Source organism: Sinisalibacter aestuarii (genome assembly GCF_027923545.1).
GTDB lineage: Bacteria > Pseudomonadota > Alphaproteobacteria > Rhodobacterales > Rhodobacteraceae > Sinisalibacter > Sinisalibacter aestuarii.
In genome coordinates this window covers 747,084-764,108 of record NZ_BROH01000001.1, presented here as the reverse complement: position 1 = coordinate 764,108, position 17,025 = coordinate 747,084, and the positions used below count along the sequence as shown (strand labels likewise).

At 66.1% G+C, this 17,025-nt stretch carries 22 protein-coding genes; 11 read left to right on the top strand and 11 right to left on the bottom strand.

Going from position 1 to position 17,025, the window contains the following annotated elements:
- The first annotated feature begins 41 nt into the window (after positions 1 to 41).
- The gene (aspS, locus tag QMG28_RS03885) at positions 42 to 1,841 is read left to right on the top strand and encodes an aspartate--tRNA ligase (protein WP_281841063.1); all 1,800 of its coding nucleotides are present in this window, start codon (positions 42 to 44) and stop codon (positions 1,839 to 1,841) included.
- A 71-nt stretch (positions 1,842 to 1,912) separates the two neighbouring features.
- Here the strand turns inward: aspS and QMG28_RS03880 are convergent, their stop codons facing one another.
- Positions 1,913 to 2,101, bottom strand: coding sequence for a hypothetical protein (locus QMG28_RS03880; RefSeq protein WP_281840840.1), 189 nt, complete (start codon positions 2,099 to 2,101; stop codon positions 1,913 to 1,915).
- A 191-nt stretch (positions 2,102 to 2,292) separates the two neighbouring features.
- On the opposite strand from QMG28_RS03880, the gene QMG28_RS03875 reads away from it, so the two are divergent.
- A complete protein-coding gene (locus tag QMG28_RS03875; protein ID WP_281840839.1) occupies positions 2,293 to 3,012 on the top strand; it encodes a GNAT family N-acetyltransferase in 720 nt (239 codons plus the stop codon).
- A 3-nt stretch (positions 3,013 to 3,015) separates the two neighbouring features.
- Here the strand turns inward: QMG28_RS03875 and QMG28_RS03870 are convergent, their stop codons facing one another.
- Positions 3,016 to 3,717: a response regulator gene (locus tag QMG28_RS03870; protein WP_281840838.1), complete on the bottom strand. Its 702-nt coding sequence runs from the start codon at positions 3,715 to 3,717 to the stop codon at positions 3,016 to 3,018.
- Positions 3,718 to 3,849: 132 nt separating this feature from the next.
- Here QMG28_RS03870 and mce point away from each other — a divergent pair, with 132 nt between their 5' ends.
- Positions 3,850 to 4,254, top strand: coding sequence for a methylmalonyl-CoA epimerase (mce, locus tag QMG28_RS03865; protein WP_281840837.1), 405 nt, complete (start codon positions 3,850 to 3,852; stop codon positions 4,252 to 4,254).
- Complete coding sequence (locus tag QMG28_RS03860; RefSeq protein ID WP_281840836.1) at positions 4,254 to 4,535, top strand: DUF1467 family protein; 282 nt, start codon at positions 4,254 to 4,256, stop codon at positions 4,533 to 4,535. Before mce ends, QMG28_RS03860 begins: the two co-directional genes overlap by 1 nt.
- Positions 4,536 to 4,561: 26 nt before the next feature.
- Here the strand turns inward: QMG28_RS03860 and QMG28_RS03855 are convergent, their stop codons facing one another.
- Genes QMG28_RS03855 through QMG28_RS03845 form a run of 3 tightly spaced genes read right to left on the bottom strand, consistent with a single transcriptional unit; the run spans position 4,562 to position 6,991 of the window.
- Entirely contained in the window at positions 4,562 to 5,248 is a 687-nt protein-coding gene (locus QMG28_RS03855; protein WP_281841062.1) for an EI24 domain-containing protein, read from the bottom strand.
- A complete protein-coding gene (locus QMG28_RS03850) occupies positions 5,248 to 5,826 on the bottom strand; it encodes a nitroreductase family protein (RefSeq protein ID WP_281840835.1) in 579 nt (192 codons plus the stop codon). Before QMG28_RS03850 ends, QMG28_RS03855 begins: the two co-directional genes overlap by 1 nt.
- Positions 5,827 to 5,875: 49 nt before the next feature.
- Positions 5,876 to 6,991, bottom strand: coding sequence for a class II histone deacetylase (locus QMG28_RS03845; protein ID WP_281840834.1), 1,116 nt, complete (start codon positions 6,989 to 6,991; stop codon positions 5,876 to 5,878).
- 59 nt (positions 6,992 to 7,050) lie between these two features.
- On the opposite strand from QMG28_RS03845, the gene QMG28_RS03840 reads away from it, so the two are divergent.
- A complete protein-coding gene (locus QMG28_RS03840; RefSeq protein WP_281840833.1) occupies positions 7,051 to 7,305 on the top strand; it encodes a DUF167 domain-containing protein in 255 nt (84 codons plus the stop codon).
- 1 nt (position 7,306) lies between these two features.
- Here QMG28_RS03840 and QMG28_RS03835 read toward each other — a convergent pair whose 3' ends face one another.
- Positions 7,307 to 7,552 carry a DUF8831 family protein gene (locus tag QMG28_RS03835; protein WP_281840832.1) on the bottom strand — a complete coding sequence of 82 codons (246 nt, stop codon included), beginning with the start codon at positions 7,550 to 7,552 and terminating at the stop codon, positions 7,307 to 7,309.
- A 113-nt stretch (positions 7,553 to 7,665) separates the two neighbouring features.
- Between QMG28_RS03835 and QMG28_RS03830 the strand changes: the two genes are divergently transcribed.
- The 3 genes from QMG28_RS03830 to QMG28_RS03820 are packed head-to-tail and all read left to right on the top strand — an operon-like array spanning position 7,666 to position 8,700.
- Positions 7,666 to 7,926: a DUF6455 family protein gene (locus QMG28_RS03830; RefSeq protein ID WP_281840831.1), complete on the top strand. Its 261-nt coding sequence runs from the start codon at positions 7,666 to 7,668 to the stop codon at positions 7,924 to 7,926.
- A gap of 46 nt (positions 7,927 to 7,972) precedes the next feature.
- A complete protein-coding gene (locus QMG28_RS03825; RefSeq protein ID WP_281840830.1) occupies positions 7,973 to 8,332 on the top strand; it encodes a YigZ family protein in 360 nt (119 codons plus the stop codon).
- Positions 8,329 to 8,700: a diacylglycerol kinase gene (locus tag QMG28_RS03820; protein WP_281840829.1), complete on the top strand. Its 372-nt coding sequence runs from the start codon at positions 8,329 to 8,331 to the stop codon at positions 8,698 to 8,700. The genes QMG28_RS03825 and QMG28_RS03820 overlap by 4 nt, the downstream gene beginning before the upstream one ends.
- Before the next feature lie 6 nt (positions 8,701 to 8,706).
- Here the strand turns inward: QMG28_RS03820 and QMG28_RS03815 are convergent, their stop codons facing one another.
- Positions 8,707 to 9,162 carry a hypothetical protein gene (locus QMG28_RS03815; protein ID WP_281840828.1) on the bottom strand — a complete coding sequence of 152 codons (456 nt, stop codon included), beginning with the start codon at positions 9,160 to 9,162 and terminating at the stop codon, positions 8,707 to 8,709.
- 360 nt (positions 9,163 to 9,522) lie between these two features.
- On the opposite strand from QMG28_RS03815, the gene QMG28_RS03810 reads away from it, so the two are divergent.
- Positions 9,523 to 10,116 (top strand): thymidine kinase, encoded by a 594-nt coding sequence (locus QMG28_RS03810; protein ID WP_281840827.1) that lies wholly within the window; start codon positions 9,523 to 9,525, stop codon positions 10,114 to 10,116.
- Between the two features lie 10 nt (positions 10,117 to 10,126).
- Here QMG28_RS03810 and QMG28_RS03805 read toward each other — a convergent pair whose 3' ends face one another.
- From QMG28_RS03805 to QMG28_RS03790, 4 genes are all read right to left on the bottom strand, one after another.
- Positions 10,127 to 11,080, bottom strand: a complete 954-nt coding sequence (locus tag QMG28_RS03805; RefSeq protein ID WP_281840826.1) for a 2-hydroxyacid dehydrogenase — start codon at positions 11,078 to 11,080, stop codon at positions 10,127 to 10,129.
- On the bottom strand, positions 11,081 to 11,422 hold the full coding sequence (locus tag QMG28_RS03800; RefSeq protein WP_281840825.1) for a tRNA-binding protein: 342 nt from the start codon (positions 11,420 to 11,422) through the stop codon (positions 11,081 to 11,083). It abuts the gene before it with no gap.
- On the bottom strand, positions 11,419 to 12,234 hold the full coding sequence (gene proC / locus QMG28_RS03795) for a pyrroline-5-carboxylate reductase (protein ID WP_281840824.1): 816 nt from the start codon (positions 12,232 to 12,234) through the stop codon (positions 11,419 to 11,421). The genes QMG28_RS03800 and proC overlap by 4 nt, the downstream gene beginning before the upstream one ends.
- Before the next feature lie 281 nt (positions 12,235 to 12,515).
- The gene (locus QMG28_RS03790) at positions 12,516 to 13,019 is read right to left on the bottom strand and encodes a type III secretion system chaperone family protein (protein WP_281840823.1); all 504 of its coding nucleotides are present in this window, start codon (positions 13,017 to 13,019) and stop codon (positions 12,516 to 12,518) included.
- A gap of 391 nt (positions 13,020 to 13,410) precedes the next feature.
- On the opposite strand from QMG28_RS03790, the gene QMG28_RS03785 reads away from it, so the two are divergent.
- Positions 13,411 to 15,372, top strand: coding sequence for an acetoacetate--CoA ligase (locus QMG28_RS03785; protein WP_281840822.1), 1,962 nt, complete (start codon positions 13,411 to 13,413; stop codon positions 15,370 to 15,372).
- Between the two features lie 359 nt (positions 15,373 to 15,731).
- Entirely contained in the window at positions 15,732 to 17,015 is a 1,284-nt protein-coding gene (urtA, locus tag QMG28_RS03780; RefSeq protein WP_281840821.1) for an urea ABC transporter substrate-binding protein, read from the top strand.
- Positions 17,016 to 17,025 lie beyond the last annotated feature (10 nt).

Sequence of the window (17,025 nt, the reverse complement as noted above, 5' to 3'; positions counted from 1 at the left end):
CTGTATCGGCGCGGATGAAACACGCACCTCAGGGGACGATCATGCACAGCTTCCGCAGCCACACCTGCGCTGACCTCCGCAAGACACAAGTGGGCGATATCGTTCGCCTGTCGGGCTGGGTCCATCGCGTCCGCGATCATGGCGGCGTGCTGTTCATCGACCTGCGCGACCATTACGGCGTGACCCAGGTGCTCGCCGATCCCGACAGCCCGGTGTTCAACGAGGTGGAAAAGGTGCGCTCGGAATGGGTGATCCGGATTGACGGCAAGGTGCTCGCGCGCGACGAGAGCCTGGTCAACGACAAGCTGCCCACCGGCGAGATCGAAGTGTTCATTCAGGACATGGAAGTGCTGGGCGCGGCGGACGAGCTGCCGCTGATGGTGTTCGGCGATCAGGAATACCCCGAAGAGACGCGGCTGAAATACCGCTACCTCGACCTGCGCCGCGAGAAGATGCAGGAAAACATGAAGCTGCGCTCCGATGTCGTTGCCTCGATGCGCAAGCGGATGTGGGCGCGGGATTTCCGCGAATACCAGACGCCGATCATCACCGCGTCCAGCCCCGAGGGCGCGCGCGACTTTCTGGTGCCGAGCCGCCTGCATCCGGGCAAGTTCTACGCGTTGCCGCAGGCGCCGCAGCAGTTCAAACAGCTTCTGATGGTGTCGGGCTTCGACAAGTATTTCCAGATCGCGCCCTGCTTCCGCGACGAAGACCCGCGCTCCGACCGCTCGCCCACCGACTTCTACCAGCTCGACATGGAGATGAGCTTCGTCGAGCAGCAGGACGTGTTCGACACGGTCGGGCCGGTGCTGCAGGGCGTGTTCGAGGAATTCGCCGGCGCGCGCAAGGTCGATGCCTATGCCGACTGGCCGCTGATCTCCTACCGCGACTCGGCTTTGTGGTATGGCACCGACAAGCCCGACCTGCGCAATCCGATCAAGATGCAGGACGTGAGCGAGCATTTCCGCGGCTCGGGCTTTGCGATCTTCGCCAAGCTGCTGGAGACCGAGGGCAATGAGGTGCGCGCCATCCCGGCGCCGAAGGGCGGCAGCCGTAAATTCTGCGACCGGATGAACTCGTTTGCCCAGAAAGAGGGCTTGCCGGGGATGGGGTATATCTTCTGGCGCGATGGCGACGACGGCATGGAAGCCGCCGGCCCGCTCGCCAAGAATATCGGCCCCGAGCGCACCGAAGCGATCCGCCAGCAGCTTGGCCTTGGCGTCGGCGATGCCGCCTTCTTCCTTGGCGGCAAGCCCAAGAGCTTCCAGCGCGTCGCCGGGCTGGCGCGCGACGTGATCTGGGCCGAGACCCCGAAAGACCCGGAAGACGAGACCTGGCGCGCCCGCTTCGCCTTTGCCTGGATCGTGGATTTTCCGATCTTCGAGCAGGACGAGGAGAGCGGCGAGATCGACTTCGAGCATAACCCGTTCTCGATGCCGCAGGGCGGGATGGAGGCGCTGGAGGGCGATCCGCTGGCGGTGCTCGGCTACCAGTACGACCTTGCCTGCAACGGCGCCGAGATCCTTTCGGGCGCGATCCGCAACCACAAGCTCGAAATCATGTTCAAGGCGTTCGAGATCGCCGGCTATGGCGAGGACGAGGTGCGTCGGCGCTTTGGCGGCATGGTCAACGCCTTCCATTTCGGCGCACCCCCGCATGGCGGCTGCGCGGCGGGGATCGACCGGATCGTGATGTTGCTGGCGGAGGAAGAGAACATCCGCGAGGTGATGCTCTTCCCGATGACGCAGCGCGCGGAAGATCTGATGATGGGCGCCCCGTCGGTGCCCGACAACGCCCAGCTTCGCGATCTGCATTTGCGGGTGATCGAACCCGAAGCCTAGACGCGGGAATGAAAATGGCGGTGCGCTCTGCCAAGCGCACCGCCCCGGAACGGCCCACTGGGAAGTACCGGTCAGGCCGGACGGAAATCTTCCATCTGCTCGACACGTTCCATCGTGTCATCGGTGATCGTGTGTACGTTCGATGTGATCGTGATCACAACCGAGATCGCCATCAGGACCACGCCTGACATCAGGACAATCCAGTCGATGACGGCGTTACCGTCCTCGGCCTTTGCAAAACGGTTAAATCTGAACCACATACGCACTCTCCACTTGAGCCGGGGGAATGCCGGCGCTTTCACTTCTGCACAACGCAGTGGACCAGTTTTGCCCTGAAAATGGGGCGCGATTGCGGAACGGGCGGGCCAGAACCGGACCCCTTTGGGGGATTTCCCGTGACGGGCGTGGCAACGCGACGTAAGAGGGAAACAGGTGACAGCGAAGGGTAACCATGCGGGAAACAAGGGATATCGGGGCCAGGATCCCCGGCTGGACAGCGCCGCCCCGGCCCGGGGCGGCGAGCCTGCGCGGGCACTATGCCGAGCTTCAGCCGCTGCGGGCCGAGACCCACGCCGCCGAGCTGTTCAAGGCCAATATCGCCTCGGACGCGATCTGGGATTTTCTGCCCTATGGCCCTTTCGCCTCGGCCTCGTCCTATCACCGCTGGGTGCGCGAGGTTTCGGCGGGGGACGATCCGTTTTTCTACGCGATCCGCAACCGCGAGAGCGGGCATTGGGAGGGGGTGGCGAGCTATCTGCGCATCAGCCCCGAGGCCGGGTCGATCGAGGTGGGGCACATCAATTTCGCGCCCGCCCTGCAACGCAGCCGCGCCGCGACCGAAGCGATGTTTTTGATGATGCAATGGGCCTTCGAGGCGGGCTATCGCCGCTATGAGTGGAAATGCGATGCCCGCAACCTGCCCTCGCGCCGGGCCGCCGGGCGGCTGGGCCTGAGCTATGAGGGCATCTTTCGCCAGGCCGCGGTGGTGAAGGGGCGCAACCGCGACACCGCCTGGTTCGCGGCCATCGACGGCGAATGGCCGGCGCTGAAAGAAGCCTTCACCGCCTGGCTGAGCCCCTCGAACTTCGACGCTGAGGGCCGGCAGAAAGAGCGGCTGGGCGATCTCACCCGGCTGGTGCGCGTTGCCGAAGACCCGGCCCTGCGCGGCTGAGCGTCAACCGGCGCGCAGCCCTGCCAGCCTGTCATTCACCAGCCCGGCGATCCTGGCCCGTTCCGCGCTGGCCGGCCCGGCCTCGGCCAGCCGTCGGGCCGCCGCCTCCAGTGCCGTATCATGCGCGCTGCGGGCGACCGCGCCGAGAAACTGCGCCACGTATGCGAGCGGGCGCCGGTCATCGCCGATGATCTCGGCGGCATGGACAAGATCGTCTTCCAAAGCCAGCCGGTCCGGCCGCACCGTCTCGTTCGGCAGGGCGCGCGGGCCGCGTGGCCCCTCCCCCGCCGGCAGATGGGCAAGGATGGCCTGCTGAAACAGCGCGAGGCTTTCCACCGGCTTGGCGAGAAAGCCATCGGCCCCGGCGGCCAAGGCGGTGGCCTCAAGCGCGGGATCGCCGCTCATCCCGATCAGCACGTCGAGCCGGGGCGCGGCGGCGGCCAGTTCCGCGAGAAGCTCGGCGCCGGTGCCGTCGGGCAGGCCGATATCGGCGATCACGATATTGGGCCGGTAGACGGCAAGGTGCCGATGCGCGGCGGCCAGAGTGTCGGCCCGCCGGATACGGGCGCCGGAACGCTGGCATAAAAGCCGGATCGCCTCGGAGGCGAAGCGGCTGTCTTCCACCACGAGCACGGTCATGCCCTGAAGCGGGCGATCCGCCGTGGCGGCGCGGTGAGGATGGTAGCGGCGCGGGTCATCGCTCATATGCGGTCTCCTTTCGCTTCGGAGCCAAACACGAAACTGCCTAACAGCCGGTTAACGCCGCCCTGCCCCGCTATTGCGCCGCCCCCGGCGGACGGGCATAAGCGGGCCAGAATGTCAGGGGAGAGAGACAGGATGATCGGACGGCTCAACCACGTTGCCATCGCAGTGCCCGACCTCGAAGCCGCTGCCGCGCAATACCGCGACACGCTGGGCGCCGATGTGGGCGCGCCGCAGGACGAGCCCGATCACGGCGTCACCGTGGTTTTCATCACCCTGCCCAACACCAAGATCGAACTGCTCTACCCGCTCGGCGAAGGCTCGCCGATCCAGGGCTTTCTCGACAAGAACCCCTCGGGCGGCATCCACCATGTCTGCTACGAGGTCGACGATATCCTTGCCGCGCGCGACAAGCTGAAGGATCAGGGCGCGCGCGTGCTCGGCACCGGCGAACCCAAGATCGGCGCGCACGGAAAGCCTGTGCTGTTCCTGCATCCGAAGGATTTCAACGGCACCCTGATCGAACTGGAGCAAGTCTGATGTCGATCACCGGCGGGATCGTCCTGTTCGTCGTCATCTGGTTTCTCGCGCTGTTCATCGTGCTCCAGGTCTCGACCCGCACCCAGGGCGATGTGGGCGATGTGGTGCCCGGCACGCATGAAGGCGCTCCGCATGATTTCAGGCTCAAACGCGCGCTGGTGATCACCACGCTCTGGGCGGTGCCGCTCTGGGGCATCGCCGCCTGGCTGGTGCTGTCGGATGTGGTCACCGTCGAGGATCTCGACTGGCTCGGCGTGCTCGGCGAGCGGGTGCCGAACTAGCAGCACCCGCCCGGCGCCGCCTGCGATCACCGCCCGGCGAGGCGGTGATACATATGCGTGAAGGTCGCCGCTCCGAGGATCGGGATCAGCAGGTTCACGAGCGGCACCGAGAGCGGCACCGCCATCAGCGTGCCCGCCACCCAGATCTGCCCCGCATGACGGCTGCGCAGCGCATTGGCGCCCTCGCGCCCCTCGCGGCGCATGGCGGCCAACTGGAAGAATTCACGGCCCAGAAGATAGCCGTTCACCACCCAGAACAGCACCGGCGCGAGCGGGCCGACGAAGAAGAACAGGATCAGCGCCACAAGGTTCACGCCGATGGTGACAACGATGAGCGAGATCGAGTCGCGCAGCGTATCCATCAGGGGGATGGTGCCGACCGGCGTGAGGCCGGGATAGTGCTTTTCCTCCACCGCCTCGGCCACGTCATCGAGGAAGATGCCGGTGAAGGCGGCGGCGACGGGCACCATCAGCACCACCGAGAGCACGATCATCAACAGCACCGTGGCCCAGCTTGCCACCGAATCGAGCCAGCTGACCTCGCCGAAGAAGGGCAGCGTGACCACATCCGGCACGAACAGGCCGACCACCCAGCCAAACAGCACCGTCGCGCCGGCCAGCAGCGCGATGGTGAGGCCAAGGCCCATGAGCAGCACCCGGCGGAAGCGCGGATCGGTCAACTGGCCGAGGGCTTTTGCAAAATCGCCGAGCATCACGCGCTGACCCATGTGGTGATGGCATCGAGATCCGGGCGCGGCCGTTCGGGCGGCGGCGAGGTTTCGGTGCCGATATGGATGAAGCCGGCGACCGTCTCCTGCGGCGCGAGGCCCAGCGCCACGTCGAGGAATTCACGGTCATGGCAGGCCCAGCCGGAGAGCCAGTTCGCCCCCCAGCCGGAGGCCAGCGCGGCATTGAGCATGGCAAGGCAGACGGCGCCGGCGGAATAGACCTGTTCGATCTCCGGCACCTTCTCCGATACTTTGGGCGAGAGCACCACGGCGACGACGAGATGGGCATCGGCAAACTGACGGTAGACCTTCTGCACCCGTTCCGGCGCCTCGCCCCGCGCCGCGCCGCGCAACTCCACCTCATGGGCGAGCCGCTCCAGCGCGCCGCGTTCCAGCACCAGGAAGCGCCAGGGCTCCAGCTTGCCGTGATCGGGCGTGCGGGCGGCGGCGGTGAGGATCGGCATCAACTCATCGCGGCTCGGCACCGGGGTGGTGAGGGTCTTCGCCGGGTGCGAGCGGCGGGTGAGCAGAAAATCGAGCGCCGCCGGGTTTTTCTCGGGCATGTTACTCTCCGTTACATCGCCCCTCATGTCGGGGCGCGGGGGGATCAGATCAAGCGGGCGTGGCGAAAAAGGCCGCATAGTCGCCGATGATGTCGGAAAACACCGCCTGCATCCGCGCGTTGGGCTGGCGGGTGGTGTAGGTGGCTTCCATCGGATCGGGGGCGGTGATCGCGCTGCCGGACAGCTCTTCCAGCACCGCATGGCCGCAGAACGGCACATACCATTCGGAATAGCCGCCCTCATGCACCGCTACCAGCTTGCCGCCGCACAGCTCATCGGCCAGCTCGCGCACCTGCCGCGTCATCGCGCGGAAGGTGGCGGCATGGGCGAGCATATGGGCCAGCGGATCGGCGGCGGCGGCATCGTAGCCGCTGGCCACCACGATCGCGTCCGGCGCATGGGCGCGGATCGCGGGCAGCACCAGCCGCTCCATCGCTTCGAGCCAGGTGGCATGGCCCGCGCCGGGGGGCAGCGGAATATTCATGTTGGCGCCCGCTCCGGCGCCGGTGCCGCGCTTGTCGATCTCGCCGGTATCGAGCGGGTAATTGTGCTCCTGATGGATCGAGATGGTGAGCACGTCCGGATCGTCGTAGAACACCGCCTCGGTGCCGTTGCCGTGATGCACGTCCCAGTCCAGCACGGCGATGCGTTTGGCCAGCCCCCCGGATTGCGCGGCGCGGATGGCGACGGCGATGTTGTTGATCAGGCAGAAGCCATTGGGGAAGTCCGGCAGCGCGTGATGGCCGGGCGGGCGCGACAGGGCATAGGCATTGTCGAGCTCGCCCCTCAGCACCGCGAACAGCGCGGCTTTTGCCAGCCCGGCGCTGAGCGCGGCAATCTCGTAGCCGCCCGGCCCAAAGGGAGTGCGCAGGCCCAGCTCGCCGCCACCGGCATCGGAGGCCGCCTTGAAGGCGTCGAGATAGCCGGGCGGATGGACCCGTTCGAGATCGTCGCGGCTGGCGGGCGCGGCGCCTTGCGGCACGAGGTCGGCGATCAGCCCGGTCACGTCGAGGAGGTTGCGCAGACGGCGCTTCGTCTCGGGGTTTTCCGGCAGGCCGCCCGCCGCCAGGGGCTGCACCAGCCCGCCCACCGGGACCATGCCCGCGTAATTGCCGCCGGAATGCCAGAAGCACCGCTCATCGGAGAAAAAGCCGGTTCGTCTCATGCGCCGCACCCTGACCGGCCCGGCTTGCGCCCGCAACCCCCATTGGGCATGGTCGCGGCATGAAAAAGGGAGCGCTTGCCCACCTCGCCGAACCCGGCGCCGAGATCGCCGTGCGCGTCACCCCGAAAGCGGCAAAAAACGCCGTGACCGAGGGGGAAGGCGGGCTGCGGGTGAGCGTGACCACGGTGCCGGAAGACGGCAAGGCCAACAAGGCGGTGGTCAAGCTGCTGGCAACGGCGCTCGGCGTGCCCAAATCGCGCCTCACCCTGACCCGCGGCGCCACGTCGCGCGACAAGGTGTTCCGGCTGGACTGAGCTACGTTCCACCGCCCTCGCGCACCAGCTTGTACACCCCTTCCGGCAGGTCCAGCGCCGCCGCAAGGTCGCGCAACTGGCTCATCGAGAAGGTGACCCGCATCAGCCTGTCGGTCGTCGGTTCGTGCTGTTCCAGCGTGACGCAATCGTCAAAGGCGTTGATCACCACATCCTCGCGCAGATGCGGCGCCTCCTCGTCAACGAGGGTGATCACGGTCGAGTCGAATTCGTGTTCGATGGTAAACATGGCCCCAGCCTAGCGCCTGCATCCGCGGGCGGGAAGCCGCCACGGAAGCGGGTTTTGATCTGGATCAAGGAATTGACGGATTTGCCCGTTTTCTTTGGGCAGCGGAGGTTGTCATGCCCGACGTTGCACACCGCGCCTATCATGAATATCTGCTCGGCCGGATGGCCGATGTGCTCGGCCTCGATCTGGAGCTGGAGGTGGATCTGACCCGGCTGAGCCGCGCCCAGCTCGAACGCGCGGTCAGGCGCTGCTCCGAATGCCCCGATCCGGGCGGCTGCGAGCTCTGGCTCGAAGAGCACAGCGCGGGCACCCACGAAGCGCCGCAATTGTGCATGAACAAGAAGCTGCTCGAACATCTGCGCGACAGCTACTGATTGCCTCGCCGCGCCGCTTGCGGCCATAGTGACGGCGGGAGGGCGAATGCAGGTTTTCGAAAACGTTCTGACCGATCGCGGCTCGCGTTATGCGGTGTCGGGCGGGCCGGTGTCCGGCCGTGAGGACGTGCGCGCCTTTCTCAAGGCGCTGACCCGGCGCAAGAAATTCGCGAAAGCCAGCCACAATTCCTGGGCGGTGCTCCTGCCGGACGGCCCGGCCAAGGGCGATGACGGCGAGGCGGGCGCGGGCGCGGTGATCCTGCAAAAGCTCGAAGGCGCGGGGCTGCGCGGCGAGCTGGTGGTGGTGACGCGCTGGTTTGGCGGCACCCATCTGGGTGGCGACCGGTTTCGGCGGGTGGCCGAGGCGGTGGACCATTACCTTGCCCACCGCGAGGCGCCTGCATGAAAGCGGCCCGGCGCGAATGGCGCCGCTTCGTCAACCGTTGCGTCTGGTCGCTCGCCGGCTGGCGCGACACCTGGGCGCACGAACCGTCACTCCGGTTCTGGACGAGTATCGTCGCGCTCTCGACGCTCGCCGCGCTGCTGCTGCCGCTCGGCTTCAGCGAGCGCGCGGTGATCCTGCCGCTGGGCCTGCTCGTGCTCGCCGCCGAGCTTATGAACACCGCCGTGGAGCGCGCGGTGGATTACATCTCGACGGAAGAACATCCCCTTGCCCGCCGCGCCAAGGATGCAGGCTCGGCCGCCGTCGCCCTCACCGCGATTGCAGGGGGCGTGGCCTGGGGCGTGATCCTGTGGAGATTGGCGGCGGGCTGACCGGCCTCAATGCGTCTCGTTTTCCAGATGCAGTTTCATGTCGACCAGCACCTGTTGCAGCGCCAGGGTTTCGCGCAGAAGCCGCTTGGCCTCGTTCACGGTGATGACGCCGTCCTGGATCGACTGCTGGTACTCCGCCATCAGCATCGCGAATCTCTGGCTGAGCGCGATCACATCGGTATTGACGCCGCCGCCGGGCGCGTTGCGACCGTCGCCGTCGGAGCTGACGGTGTGGCCCGACACCTCGGCCAGCGCCGATGTCACATGCGGATAGCGCGCCGCCGCTTCAAGCTGGGCGACCGTGTCGATCGGCATGAAGCGGCCCGCATGTTCCTCTGAGTCCGAGTAATACCGCCCCAGCGTCGCTTTGGATTTTCCGGTCAGCGAACATGCGGCTTCGATGCCCACATCCTTGACCAGCGTTTCCGTGTGTTTCTTCAGGTAGTCGCCTACACCTGCCATCCCATATCCCTCTCTACCCGAACCGCCCCGGTACGATTGTTGCGGGGAAATCCGTCACACTTTTCCCATTAATTCAATTTTAATTGAATGTCTTTATTTCCATGGTCGCAGTCGCGGCCATGTCACGAGTTTCCGGCGCCCCCAGCGCCGGATCGGGTGGGGGTCTGTCGCTCGTTTCCGCGGCAGGGTTGGCATGTTTCTGGCCGGCAATGGAGTGTTGGCGCTTATAGGTGCACGAGGTCTGTTCCATCCCCAGGGCGGCAACGCCCACTGGCCTCTGGTAGTCTTGCCAACCCCGTTCCCCCGCTCGCCTTCCGCCCGCGGTCTTGATCCCGCGGCAGCGGGGCGCTAACGGAATGCATGGCCAAGCTCTACTTCCATTATTCGACGATGAATGCGGGTAAATCGACGCTGCTGCTGCAGGCGTCCTACAATTACCGCGAGCGGGGGATGGAGACCTATCTCATCACCGCCAAGCTCGACGACCGGGCGGGCGACGGGGTGATCGGCAGCCGGATCGGCATCGAGACCCCGGCCGATACGTTCGGCGCGGACGACGACATGTTCGCCAAGATCGAGGCGCGGCTGGCCGAGGGGCCGGTGGCTTGCGTGTTCATCGACGAGGCGCAGTTTCTCACCCCGCAACAGGTGTGGCAGCTTGCCCGCGCGGTGGACGATCTGCGCGTGCCGGTGATGGCCTATGGGCTGCGGGTGGACTTTCAGGGCAACCTGTTTCCCGGTTCGGCCACGCTGCTGGCGCTGGCCGACGAGATGCGCGAGGCGCGCACGATCTGCCATTGCGGCAAGAAGGCCACGATGGTGGTGCGCCAGGACGAAGCGGGCAATGTTCTGCTCGACGGCGACCAGGTGCAGATCGGCGGCAACGAGACCTATGTGAGCCTCTGCCGCAAACATTGGCGCGAGGCGGTGGGCGACCGGCCCGGCGCGCGCTGAGACAGCAGGATCAGACCGGGCTGGGCAGCGGCTTACCGGCGAAGAAGGCCAGAATGTTATCCGCCGCCAGCATCCCCATCGCCGTGCGCGTCTCCAGCGTGGCCGAGCCGAGATGCGGCAGGAGGGTGACGTTTTCCATGCGTGTCAGCGCCTCGGGCACCACCGGCTCGCGCTCATATACGTCGAGCCCGGCCCCGGCGATCCCACCTGCCTGAAGCGCCGCGATCAGCGCCGCCTCGTCGACCACATCGCCGCGCGCAATGTTGATGAACAGCGCCGTAGGCTTCATCGCCGCGAAGATATCGGCGTCGATCAGATGGCGCGTTTCGGCCCCGCCCGGCACGGCCACCACCATCACGTCGCAGGCGGCGGCAAGCGCGGCAAGGCTGCCCACCTGCCGCGCCGGGAGATCCGGCGTTTTCGGCGAGCGGTTGTAAAACAGCACCTTCATGCCAAAGCCGAAATGCCCGCGCCGGGCGATAGCCTCGCCGATCCGGCCCATGCCGACGATGCCCAGCACCTTGCCCGACACATCCATGCCCATGAGCTGGGTCGGGTGCCAGCCCGTCCAGCCGCCCGCGCGCAGCAGCCGCTCGCCCTCGCCCGCGCGCCGCGCCGTCATCAGGATGAGGGTGAGCGCCAGATCGGCGGTGGTGTCGGTGAGCACGCCGGGGGTGTTGGTGACCGCGATGCCATGGGCGCTGGCCGCCGCAACGTCGATATGGTTGTAGCCAACGCCGAAATTGGCCAGCAGCCGGGTGCGGATCTGGCCGGCCTGTGCGAAGATCTCCGCCGAGAAGGCATCGCCGATGGTGGGCAGGATCGCATCGAACCGCCGGAGCGCGGCGACCATCTCGTCACCGCTCATCGGCCCGGTCTCGTCGCGCACGGCCACCTTATGGGCGGCAGCGAGCGCCGCGATGACCGGCTGCGGCAGCGGGCGGGTGACCAGCACGGTCTTCATTCAGAACATCCGCCCGCCATCGGGCACGCTCTTGTCGGGCGTGAGCAACACCACCTCGCCGTTCTCGTCGGGCAGGCCGAGCACCAGCGCCTCGGACATGAACTTGCCGATCTGGCGCGGCGGAAAGTTGACCACGCCGAGCACCTGCTTGCCGATCAGCTCTTCGGGCTCGTAATGCACGGTGATCTGGGCGGAGGACTTCTTCACCCCGATCTCCGGCCCGTAATCGACCCAGAGCTTGATCGCGGGCTTGCGCGCCTCGGGGAAGGGCTGGGCATCGACCACGGTGCCCTTGCGAATATCGACCTTCAGAAAGTCGTCAAACCCGATCTCACCGCTCATTTGCCGAGCTCCCGGCTGCGGTCGGCGGCGGCTTTCACAGCGCGCCTGAGGAGCGCGGGAAAGCCGGTGTCTTCATCCATCAGCACGCCCAGCGCCGCCTGCGTGGTGCCGCCGGGCGAGGTGACGTTGATGCGCAATTGCGCCGGGCTTTCATCGGCCGCCTCTGCAAGCGCGCCGGCCCCGGCGACGGTGGCCCTGGCGAGCGCCATGGCGAGATCGGGGGCAAGCCCCTCGGCCTCGCCCGCCGCCGCCAGCGTTTCGATCAGATGAAACACGTAAGCCGGGCCGGAGCCGGAGACGGCGGTGACCGCATCCATCTGCGCCTCGTCCTCCAGCCGCACCACCTGCCCGACCGCAGCGAGCAGGCTCTCGGCCAGATCGAGATCGGCGGCGCCGGCATGGGCATTGCCGATGATCGCGGTGATGCCCCGGCCCGCGGCGGCGGGGGTGTTGGGCATGGCGCGCACGATCGGTGTGGCCGCGCCCAGCACCGCCTCATACGCCGCGATCGGCGTGCCCGCCGCGACCGAAACGAAGAGCGTGCCGCCACCGCCCAGCGCCGCCAGCACCGGCAGCGCCTCGCCCATCATCTGCGGCTTCACCGCGATGAGCACGATCGCCGGGCGCTCCGGCAGACCGGCGTTGATGTGCAGCCCGTCGAGGCTTTTGAGCCAGTCGGAGGGGTTCGGGTCGATCACCCAGGCGGCACTCGGGGGCAGCCCCTGCCCGAGCCAGCCCGCAAGCATCGCCGAGCCCATCTTGCCGCAGCCAAGAAGCACGAGGCCGCGCGCGGCGATATCGTCCATGTTCATGCCGGTCTCCCTTTTTGCAGTCACCCTAGCCGCGTCGCCACCGGGATAAAACCGGCGAAATCGCTTGGGCCGGCCGGGCGGGGTCAAGGTTAACACTATCTGAAATTTCGCCGGGGTCTGCTTGCAGATCTTTGATCTTCATTGAAAATCTCTGATCCGGAAAGCCAGTTATCCGGATAAGTGGATTTGGATGCACCGCGACGGCGGCCGCAAGAAAAAGCCCTCCCCGAAGGGAGGGCCATGGAGATTGGCGTGCGTGTCATGCGGCGCCACTTGGAAAATCAGGCCCGGCCATATGCCTCGGCAATCGCCACCTGCATCGCGGATTCAACGGAGCGGTCGCCCCAGGCGACAAGCTGGAAGGCCGGGTAAAACCGTTCGGCGTTCGACACGGCGGAGCCGATCAGCCGGTTGATTTGTTCGGGGCCGGCCATCTGGCCGCCCGCGAGCACGAGGCCATAGCGGTACACCATCAGCCGCTGCTCGTGCCAGTAGGTGAAAGCGCCGTTCCAGCACATGTCGTTGGTGCGGTTCAGCGCCTCGTAGATTTGCGGAAGCTTGTCTTCCGGCGGCTCCATCTCGAAGGTGCAGATCAGCCGCAGCGTCTCGTCGAACGGGCTCCACGCAAGGGTGATCGAATAGGTGCGCCACTGGCCTTCGACGGCCATGGCAATCTGATCATCGGCCACCCGGTCGAAATCCCAGTCGTGGTGTTCGGCAAGATGTTCAACGATGTCGATTGGGTGTAGGTCTTCGCTTTCGAGATAGTGCTCGGTCGCCGCCATTGGCTGTCCCTTTCTGCTCGAACCACCCTAGCAGAGCTGGAAACACTAGGGGTTGGTGCCTTTACCGGGTGTGGCGTCTCCCGCGCCATATCCCTACGAAATATGGTGTGACATTCCCGGAGTCCTGTAAAGCGGAAATGATTTTTTTCTTGATTTCTTAACAAATCGAGTCGGTTGGGGACTCGCCGCTTCCACATTTCGCACATGGTCTGAGCGGCACAGGCGCAGATCGGCCACCTGAAACGGCATTTCGCGGCCACCCGGTCGCGCGGGGTGATTTGCCTGCGCGTGACCCAGCCGCCGCCGCGCAAGGCGCGCGGGCTGACGAACTTGCGCCGCCACGCTCCACCTGCAAGAACCTCTCCACCGGCCAAGCGAAGGAGGACGCATGATGACCACCCCGATCTGGACCCCGTCCGAGGCGCGTCTGCGTGACAGCGAGATCATGCGGTTCAACGCCTTCGTGAACGCGCGGGCCGGCACGGCGCTGGCGTCCGGCGCGGCGCTGCGCGACTGGTCGGTGGCGAACCGGGCGGATTTCTGGTCGGCGATCTGGGACTTTTTCGGCGTGATCGGCGACAAGGGCGAGGCCCCCTGGATCACAGGCGAAGGTATGCTGGGCGAGCGTTTCTTCCCCGGCGCCTCGCTCAACTTCGCCGAGAACCTGCTGGGCCTTGCCCGGCCCGCCGATGACGATATTCCGGCGCTTGTCTTCCGGGGCGAAGACAAGGCGCGGATGAGCTGGAGCTGGGGCGAGTTGGTGGCGCAGGTCTCGAAGATGCAGCAGGCGCTCGCCAAAGCCGGGGTGGGTGAGGGCGACCGGGTGGCGGGGCTTTTGCCGAACCGTCCCGAGAGCGTGGCGGCGATGCTGGCCGTGGTGTCGCTCGGCGCGGTCTGGTCCTCCGCCTCGCCCGATTTCGGCACCCGTGCGGTGCTGGACCGCTTCGCCCAGATCGCGCCCAAGCTGCTCATCACCACCGATGGCTACTGGTACAACGGCAAACGGATCGGGATCGCCGAGAAGCTCGCCGAGGTCCGCGCCGGGCTGACCTCCGTCGAGCAGGTGGTTGTGATCGACTATCTCGGCGAGGCCGAAGCGGTGGCGGCCACGCTGCCCGGCGGCATAAGCTGGGATGGCTTCACCGCGGGCGAGGTGGTGGCGCCGCTCCGCTTCACCCGCGTGCCCTTCGACCATCCACTCTACATCCTGTTTTCCTCCGGCACGACCGGCGCGCCGAAATGTATCGTGCACCGCTCCGGCGGGGTGCTGCTCCAGCATCTGAAGGAACACGCGCTGCATGGCGATCTGAAACCGGGCGACCGGCTGTTCTACTTCACCACGCTGGGCTGGATGATGTGGAACTGGCTGATGTCGGGCCTCGCGCGCGGTGCGACGCTGATGCTGTTCGACGGCTCGCCGTTTGCCCCCGGCCCCGGCGTGCTGTGGGATTTTGCCGCCGAAGAGCGCTTCAGCCAGTTCGGCACCTCCGCCAAGTATATCGACACGCTGCGCAAATCGGGCTTCGAGCCAAAAGCGGAGCATGACCTGTCCGCCCTGCGCACGGTCTTCTCGACCGGTTCGCCGCTGCTCGTGCATGGCTTCGAGTTCATCTACGACGCGGTGAAGCGGGATGTGCATCTCGCCTCGATTTCCGGCGGCACCGACATCGTGTCGTGCTTCGTCGGCGGCGACCCGACCGCGCCGGTCTGGGCGGGCGAAATCCAGGGCGGCGGCTTCGGCATGCCGGTCGATGTCTGGTCGGCCCCCGACACCCCGGCCCCGCCGGGCGAAAAGGGCGAGCTTGTCTGCACCGCCGCCTTCCCGTCGATGCCACTCGGGTTCTGGGGCGACGAGGATGGCAGCCGCTACCGCAGCGCCTATTTCGAGCTGTTCGAGGGCATCTGGTGCCAGGGCGATTATGCCGAGCGCACCGAACATGGCGGCTACGTGATCCATGGCCGCTCGGATGCCACGCTCAACCCCGGTGGCGTGCGGATCGGCACGGCGGAGATCTATGCCGAGGTCGAGAAGTTTCCCGAACTGCGCGAGAGCGTCGTGATCGGGGTCGATTCCGATGGCGATCAGCGGGTGGTGCTCTTCGTGGTGATGGCGGCGGGGCAGAACCTGACCGGTGCGTTGATTGCCCGGATCAAGGCCGCCATCCGCGCCGGAAGCTCGCCGCGCCATGTGCCCGCCGAAATCCTGGAAGTGGCCGACATTCCGCGCACCAAGTCCGGCAAGATCTCGGAGCTTGCGGTGAAAGACGTGGTGCATGGCCGCAAGGTCAAGAATGTCGGCGCGCTCGACAACCCGCAGGCGCTCGACGGGTTCCCGGCGCTCTCGGGCGGCTGAGCCGCGCCTCCGTTCTCCCCGACTCAGAGCTGTTCCGGCCCACCCCTCGATGCGGCAGCGCAGCGAGGGGTGGCTGTTTTTTGTGCATGCCACCGGCAAGCTGCCCAAAATTGGAGCGCGGCCCCCGTGCGCCTGCTTTCCGCGAGTCAAAAAATTGCCTCAGGGGAAACCGCAGCCAATCGTCTTGGTGCCTGCCTCGTCACGCCGATGTGAGTTGAGGGGGTGTGTGACGGCCAAACGAAGTTGCGCTCTGCCCGGCCGCCACACGGATGCAACCTAAGACGTTGCGGGGGGACCCTGCCGGAAAATGCGCTTTGCTTCAATGACGCAGGTCAACCCCCGCGCTCCAGGAGAGACAGATGAATTTCATTAAGACTGCGCTTGTCAGCACCGTCGCCGCTGCCGCGATGAGTACTGCCGCCGCCGCCCAGGATTGCCCGATCAAGGTTGGCGTTCTCCACTCGCTCTCGGGCACGATGGCGATTTCCGAGACCACGCTGAAAGACACGATGCTGATGCTCGTCGAGCAGCAGAACGCCAAGGGCGGCCTGCTCGGCTGCGATCTGGAAGCGGTGGTGGTCGACCCGGCCTCGGACTGGCCGCTCTTCGCCGAAAAGGCCCGCGAGCTTCTGACCGTTCACGAGGTTGACGTGATCTTCGGCAACTGGACCTCGGTGAGCCGCAAATCGGTGCTGCCGGTGATCGAGGAGCTGAACGGGCTTCTGTTCTACCCGGTGCAATACGAGGGCGAGGAAAGCTCGAAAAACGTGTTCTATACCGGCGCCGCGCCGAACCAGCAGGCGATCCCGGCCACCGATTATTTCCTCGACGAGCTCGGGGTGGAAAAATTCGCGCTGCTCGGCACCGATTACGTCTATCCGCGCACGACCAACAACATTCTTGAGAGCTACCTGAAATCCAAGGGGATCGCGGAAGAGGACATCTTCGTCAACTACACCCCGTTCGGCCATTCGGACTGGTCGAAGATCGTCGCCGACGTGGTGGCGCTGGGGGCCGACGGCAAGAAGGTGGGCGTGATCTCCACCATCAACGGCGACGCCAATATCGGCTTCTACAAGGAGCTTGCCGCCGCCGGGATTTCGGCGGACGACATTCCCGTGGTCGCCTTCTCGGTGGGGGAAGAAGAGCTTTCGGGCCTCGACACCTCGAACCTCGTCGGCCATCTTGCCGCGTGGAACTACTTCATGTCCGCCGACACGCCGGCCAACGCCGAATTCATCGCCGCCTGGCACGAGTTCATCGGCGACGAGGCGCGGGTGACCAACGACCCGATGGAAGCCCATTATATCGGCTTCAACATGTGGGTGAACGCCGCCACCGCCGCCGGCAGCACCGATGTGGATGCCGTGCGCGAGGCGATGTGGGGCCAGGAATTCCCCAACCTCACCGGCGGCACCGCCGTCATGGGGGTGAACCATCACCTCTCCAAGCCGGTGCTGATCGGCGAGATCCTGGCCGATGGCCAGTTCGACATCATCAGCCAGACCGAGCCGGTGCCGGGCGATGCCTGGACCGATTTCCTGCCGGAATCGGCGGTGCTGGTGTCGGATTGGAAAGATCTCGGCTGCGGCATGTACAACACCGAGACCGAGACCTGCGTGCAGATCGGCTCGAACTACTAAGACCAACCGG

What these genes read in the sequence shown, in the direction of transcription:
- aspS (WP_281841063.1), top strand. Translation starts at nt 42, where the DNA reads ATGCACAGCTTCCGCAGCCACACCTGCGCTGACCTCCGCAAGACACAA.
- QMG28_RS03880 (WP_281840840.1), bottom strand. Translation starts at nt 2,101, where the DNA reads ATGTGGTTCAGATTTAACCGTTTTGCAAAGGCCGAGGACGGTAACGCC.
- QMG28_RS03875 (WP_281840839.1), top strand. Translation starts at nt 2,293, where the DNA reads ATGCGGGAAACAAGGGATATCGGGGCCAGGATCCCCGGCTGGACAGCG.
- QMG28_RS03870 (WP_281840838.1), bottom strand. Translation starts at nt 3,717, where the DNA reads ATGAGCGATGACCCGCGCCGCTACCATCCTCACCGCGCCGCCACGGCG.
- mce (WP_281840837.1), top strand. Translation starts at nt 3,850, where the DNA reads ATGATCGGACGGCTCAACCACGTTGCCATCGCAGTGCCCGACCTCGAA.
- QMG28_RS03860 (WP_281840836.1), top strand. Translation starts at nt 4,254, where the DNA reads ATGTCGATCACCGGCGGGATCGTCCTGTTCGTCGTCATCTGGTTTCTC.
- QMG28_RS03855 (WP_281841062.1), bottom strand. Translation starts at nt 5,248, where the DNA reads ATGCTCGGCGATTTTGCAAAAGCCCTCGGCCAGTTGACCGATCCGCGC.
- QMG28_RS03850 (WP_281840835.1), bottom strand. Translation starts at nt 5,826, where the DNA reads ATGCCCGAGAAAAACCCGGCGGCGCTCGATTTTCTGCTCACCCGCCGC.
- QMG28_RS03845 (WP_281840834.1), bottom strand. Translation starts at nt 6,991, where the DNA reads ATGAGACGAACCGGCTTTTTCTCCGATGAGCGGTGCTTCTGGCATTCC.
- QMG28_RS03840 (WP_281840833.1), top strand. Translation starts at nt 7,051, where the DNA reads ATGAAAAAGGGAGCGCTTGCCCACCTCGCCGAACCCGGCGCCGAGATC.
- QMG28_RS03835 (WP_281840832.1), bottom strand. Translation starts at nt 7,552, where the DNA reads ATGTTTACCATCGAACACGAATTCGACTCGACCGTGATCACCCTCGTT.
- QMG28_RS03830 (WP_281840831.1), top strand. Translation starts at nt 7,666, where the DNA reads ATGCCCGACGTTGCACACCGCGCCTATCATGAATATCTGCTCGGCCGG.
- QMG28_RS03825 (WP_281840830.1), top strand. Translation starts at nt 7,973, where the DNA reads ATGCAGGTTTTCGAAAACGTTCTGACCGATCGCGGCTCGCGTTATGCG.
- QMG28_RS03820 (WP_281840829.1), top strand. Translation starts at nt 8,329, where the DNA reads ATGAAAGCGGCCCGGCGCGAATGGCGCCGCTTCGTCAACCGTTGCGTC.
- QMG28_RS03815 (WP_281840828.1), bottom strand. Translation starts at nt 9,162, where the DNA reads ATGGCAGGTGTAGGCGACTACCTGAAGAAACACACGGAAACGCTGGTC.
- QMG28_RS03810 (WP_281840827.1), top strand. Translation starts at nt 9,523, where the DNA reads ATGGCCAAGCTCTACTTCCATTATTCGACGATGAATGCGGGTAAATCG.
- QMG28_RS03805 (WP_281840826.1), bottom strand. Translation starts at nt 11,080, where the DNA reads ATGAAGACCGTGCTGGTCACCCGCCCGCTGCCGCAGCCGGTCATCGCG.
- QMG28_RS03800 (WP_281840825.1), bottom strand. Translation starts at nt 11,422, where the DNA reads ATGAGCGGTGAGATCGGGTTTGACGACTTTCTGAAGGTCGATATTCGC.
- proC (WP_281840824.1), bottom strand. Translation starts at nt 12,234, where the DNA reads ATGAACATGGACGATATCGCCGCGCGCGGCCTCGTGCTTCTTGGCTGC.
- QMG28_RS03790 (WP_281840823.1), bottom strand. Translation starts at nt 13,019, where the DNA reads ATGGCGGCGACCGAGCACTATCTCGAAAGCGAAGACCTACACCCAATC.
- QMG28_RS03785 (WP_281840822.1), top strand. Translation starts at nt 13,411, where the DNA reads ATGACCACCCCGATCTGGACCCCGTCCGAGGCGCGTCTGCGTGACAGC.
- urtA (WP_281840821.1), top strand. Translation starts at nt 15,732, where the DNA reads ATGAATTTCATTAAGACTGCGCTTGTCAGCACCGTCGCCGCTGCCGCG.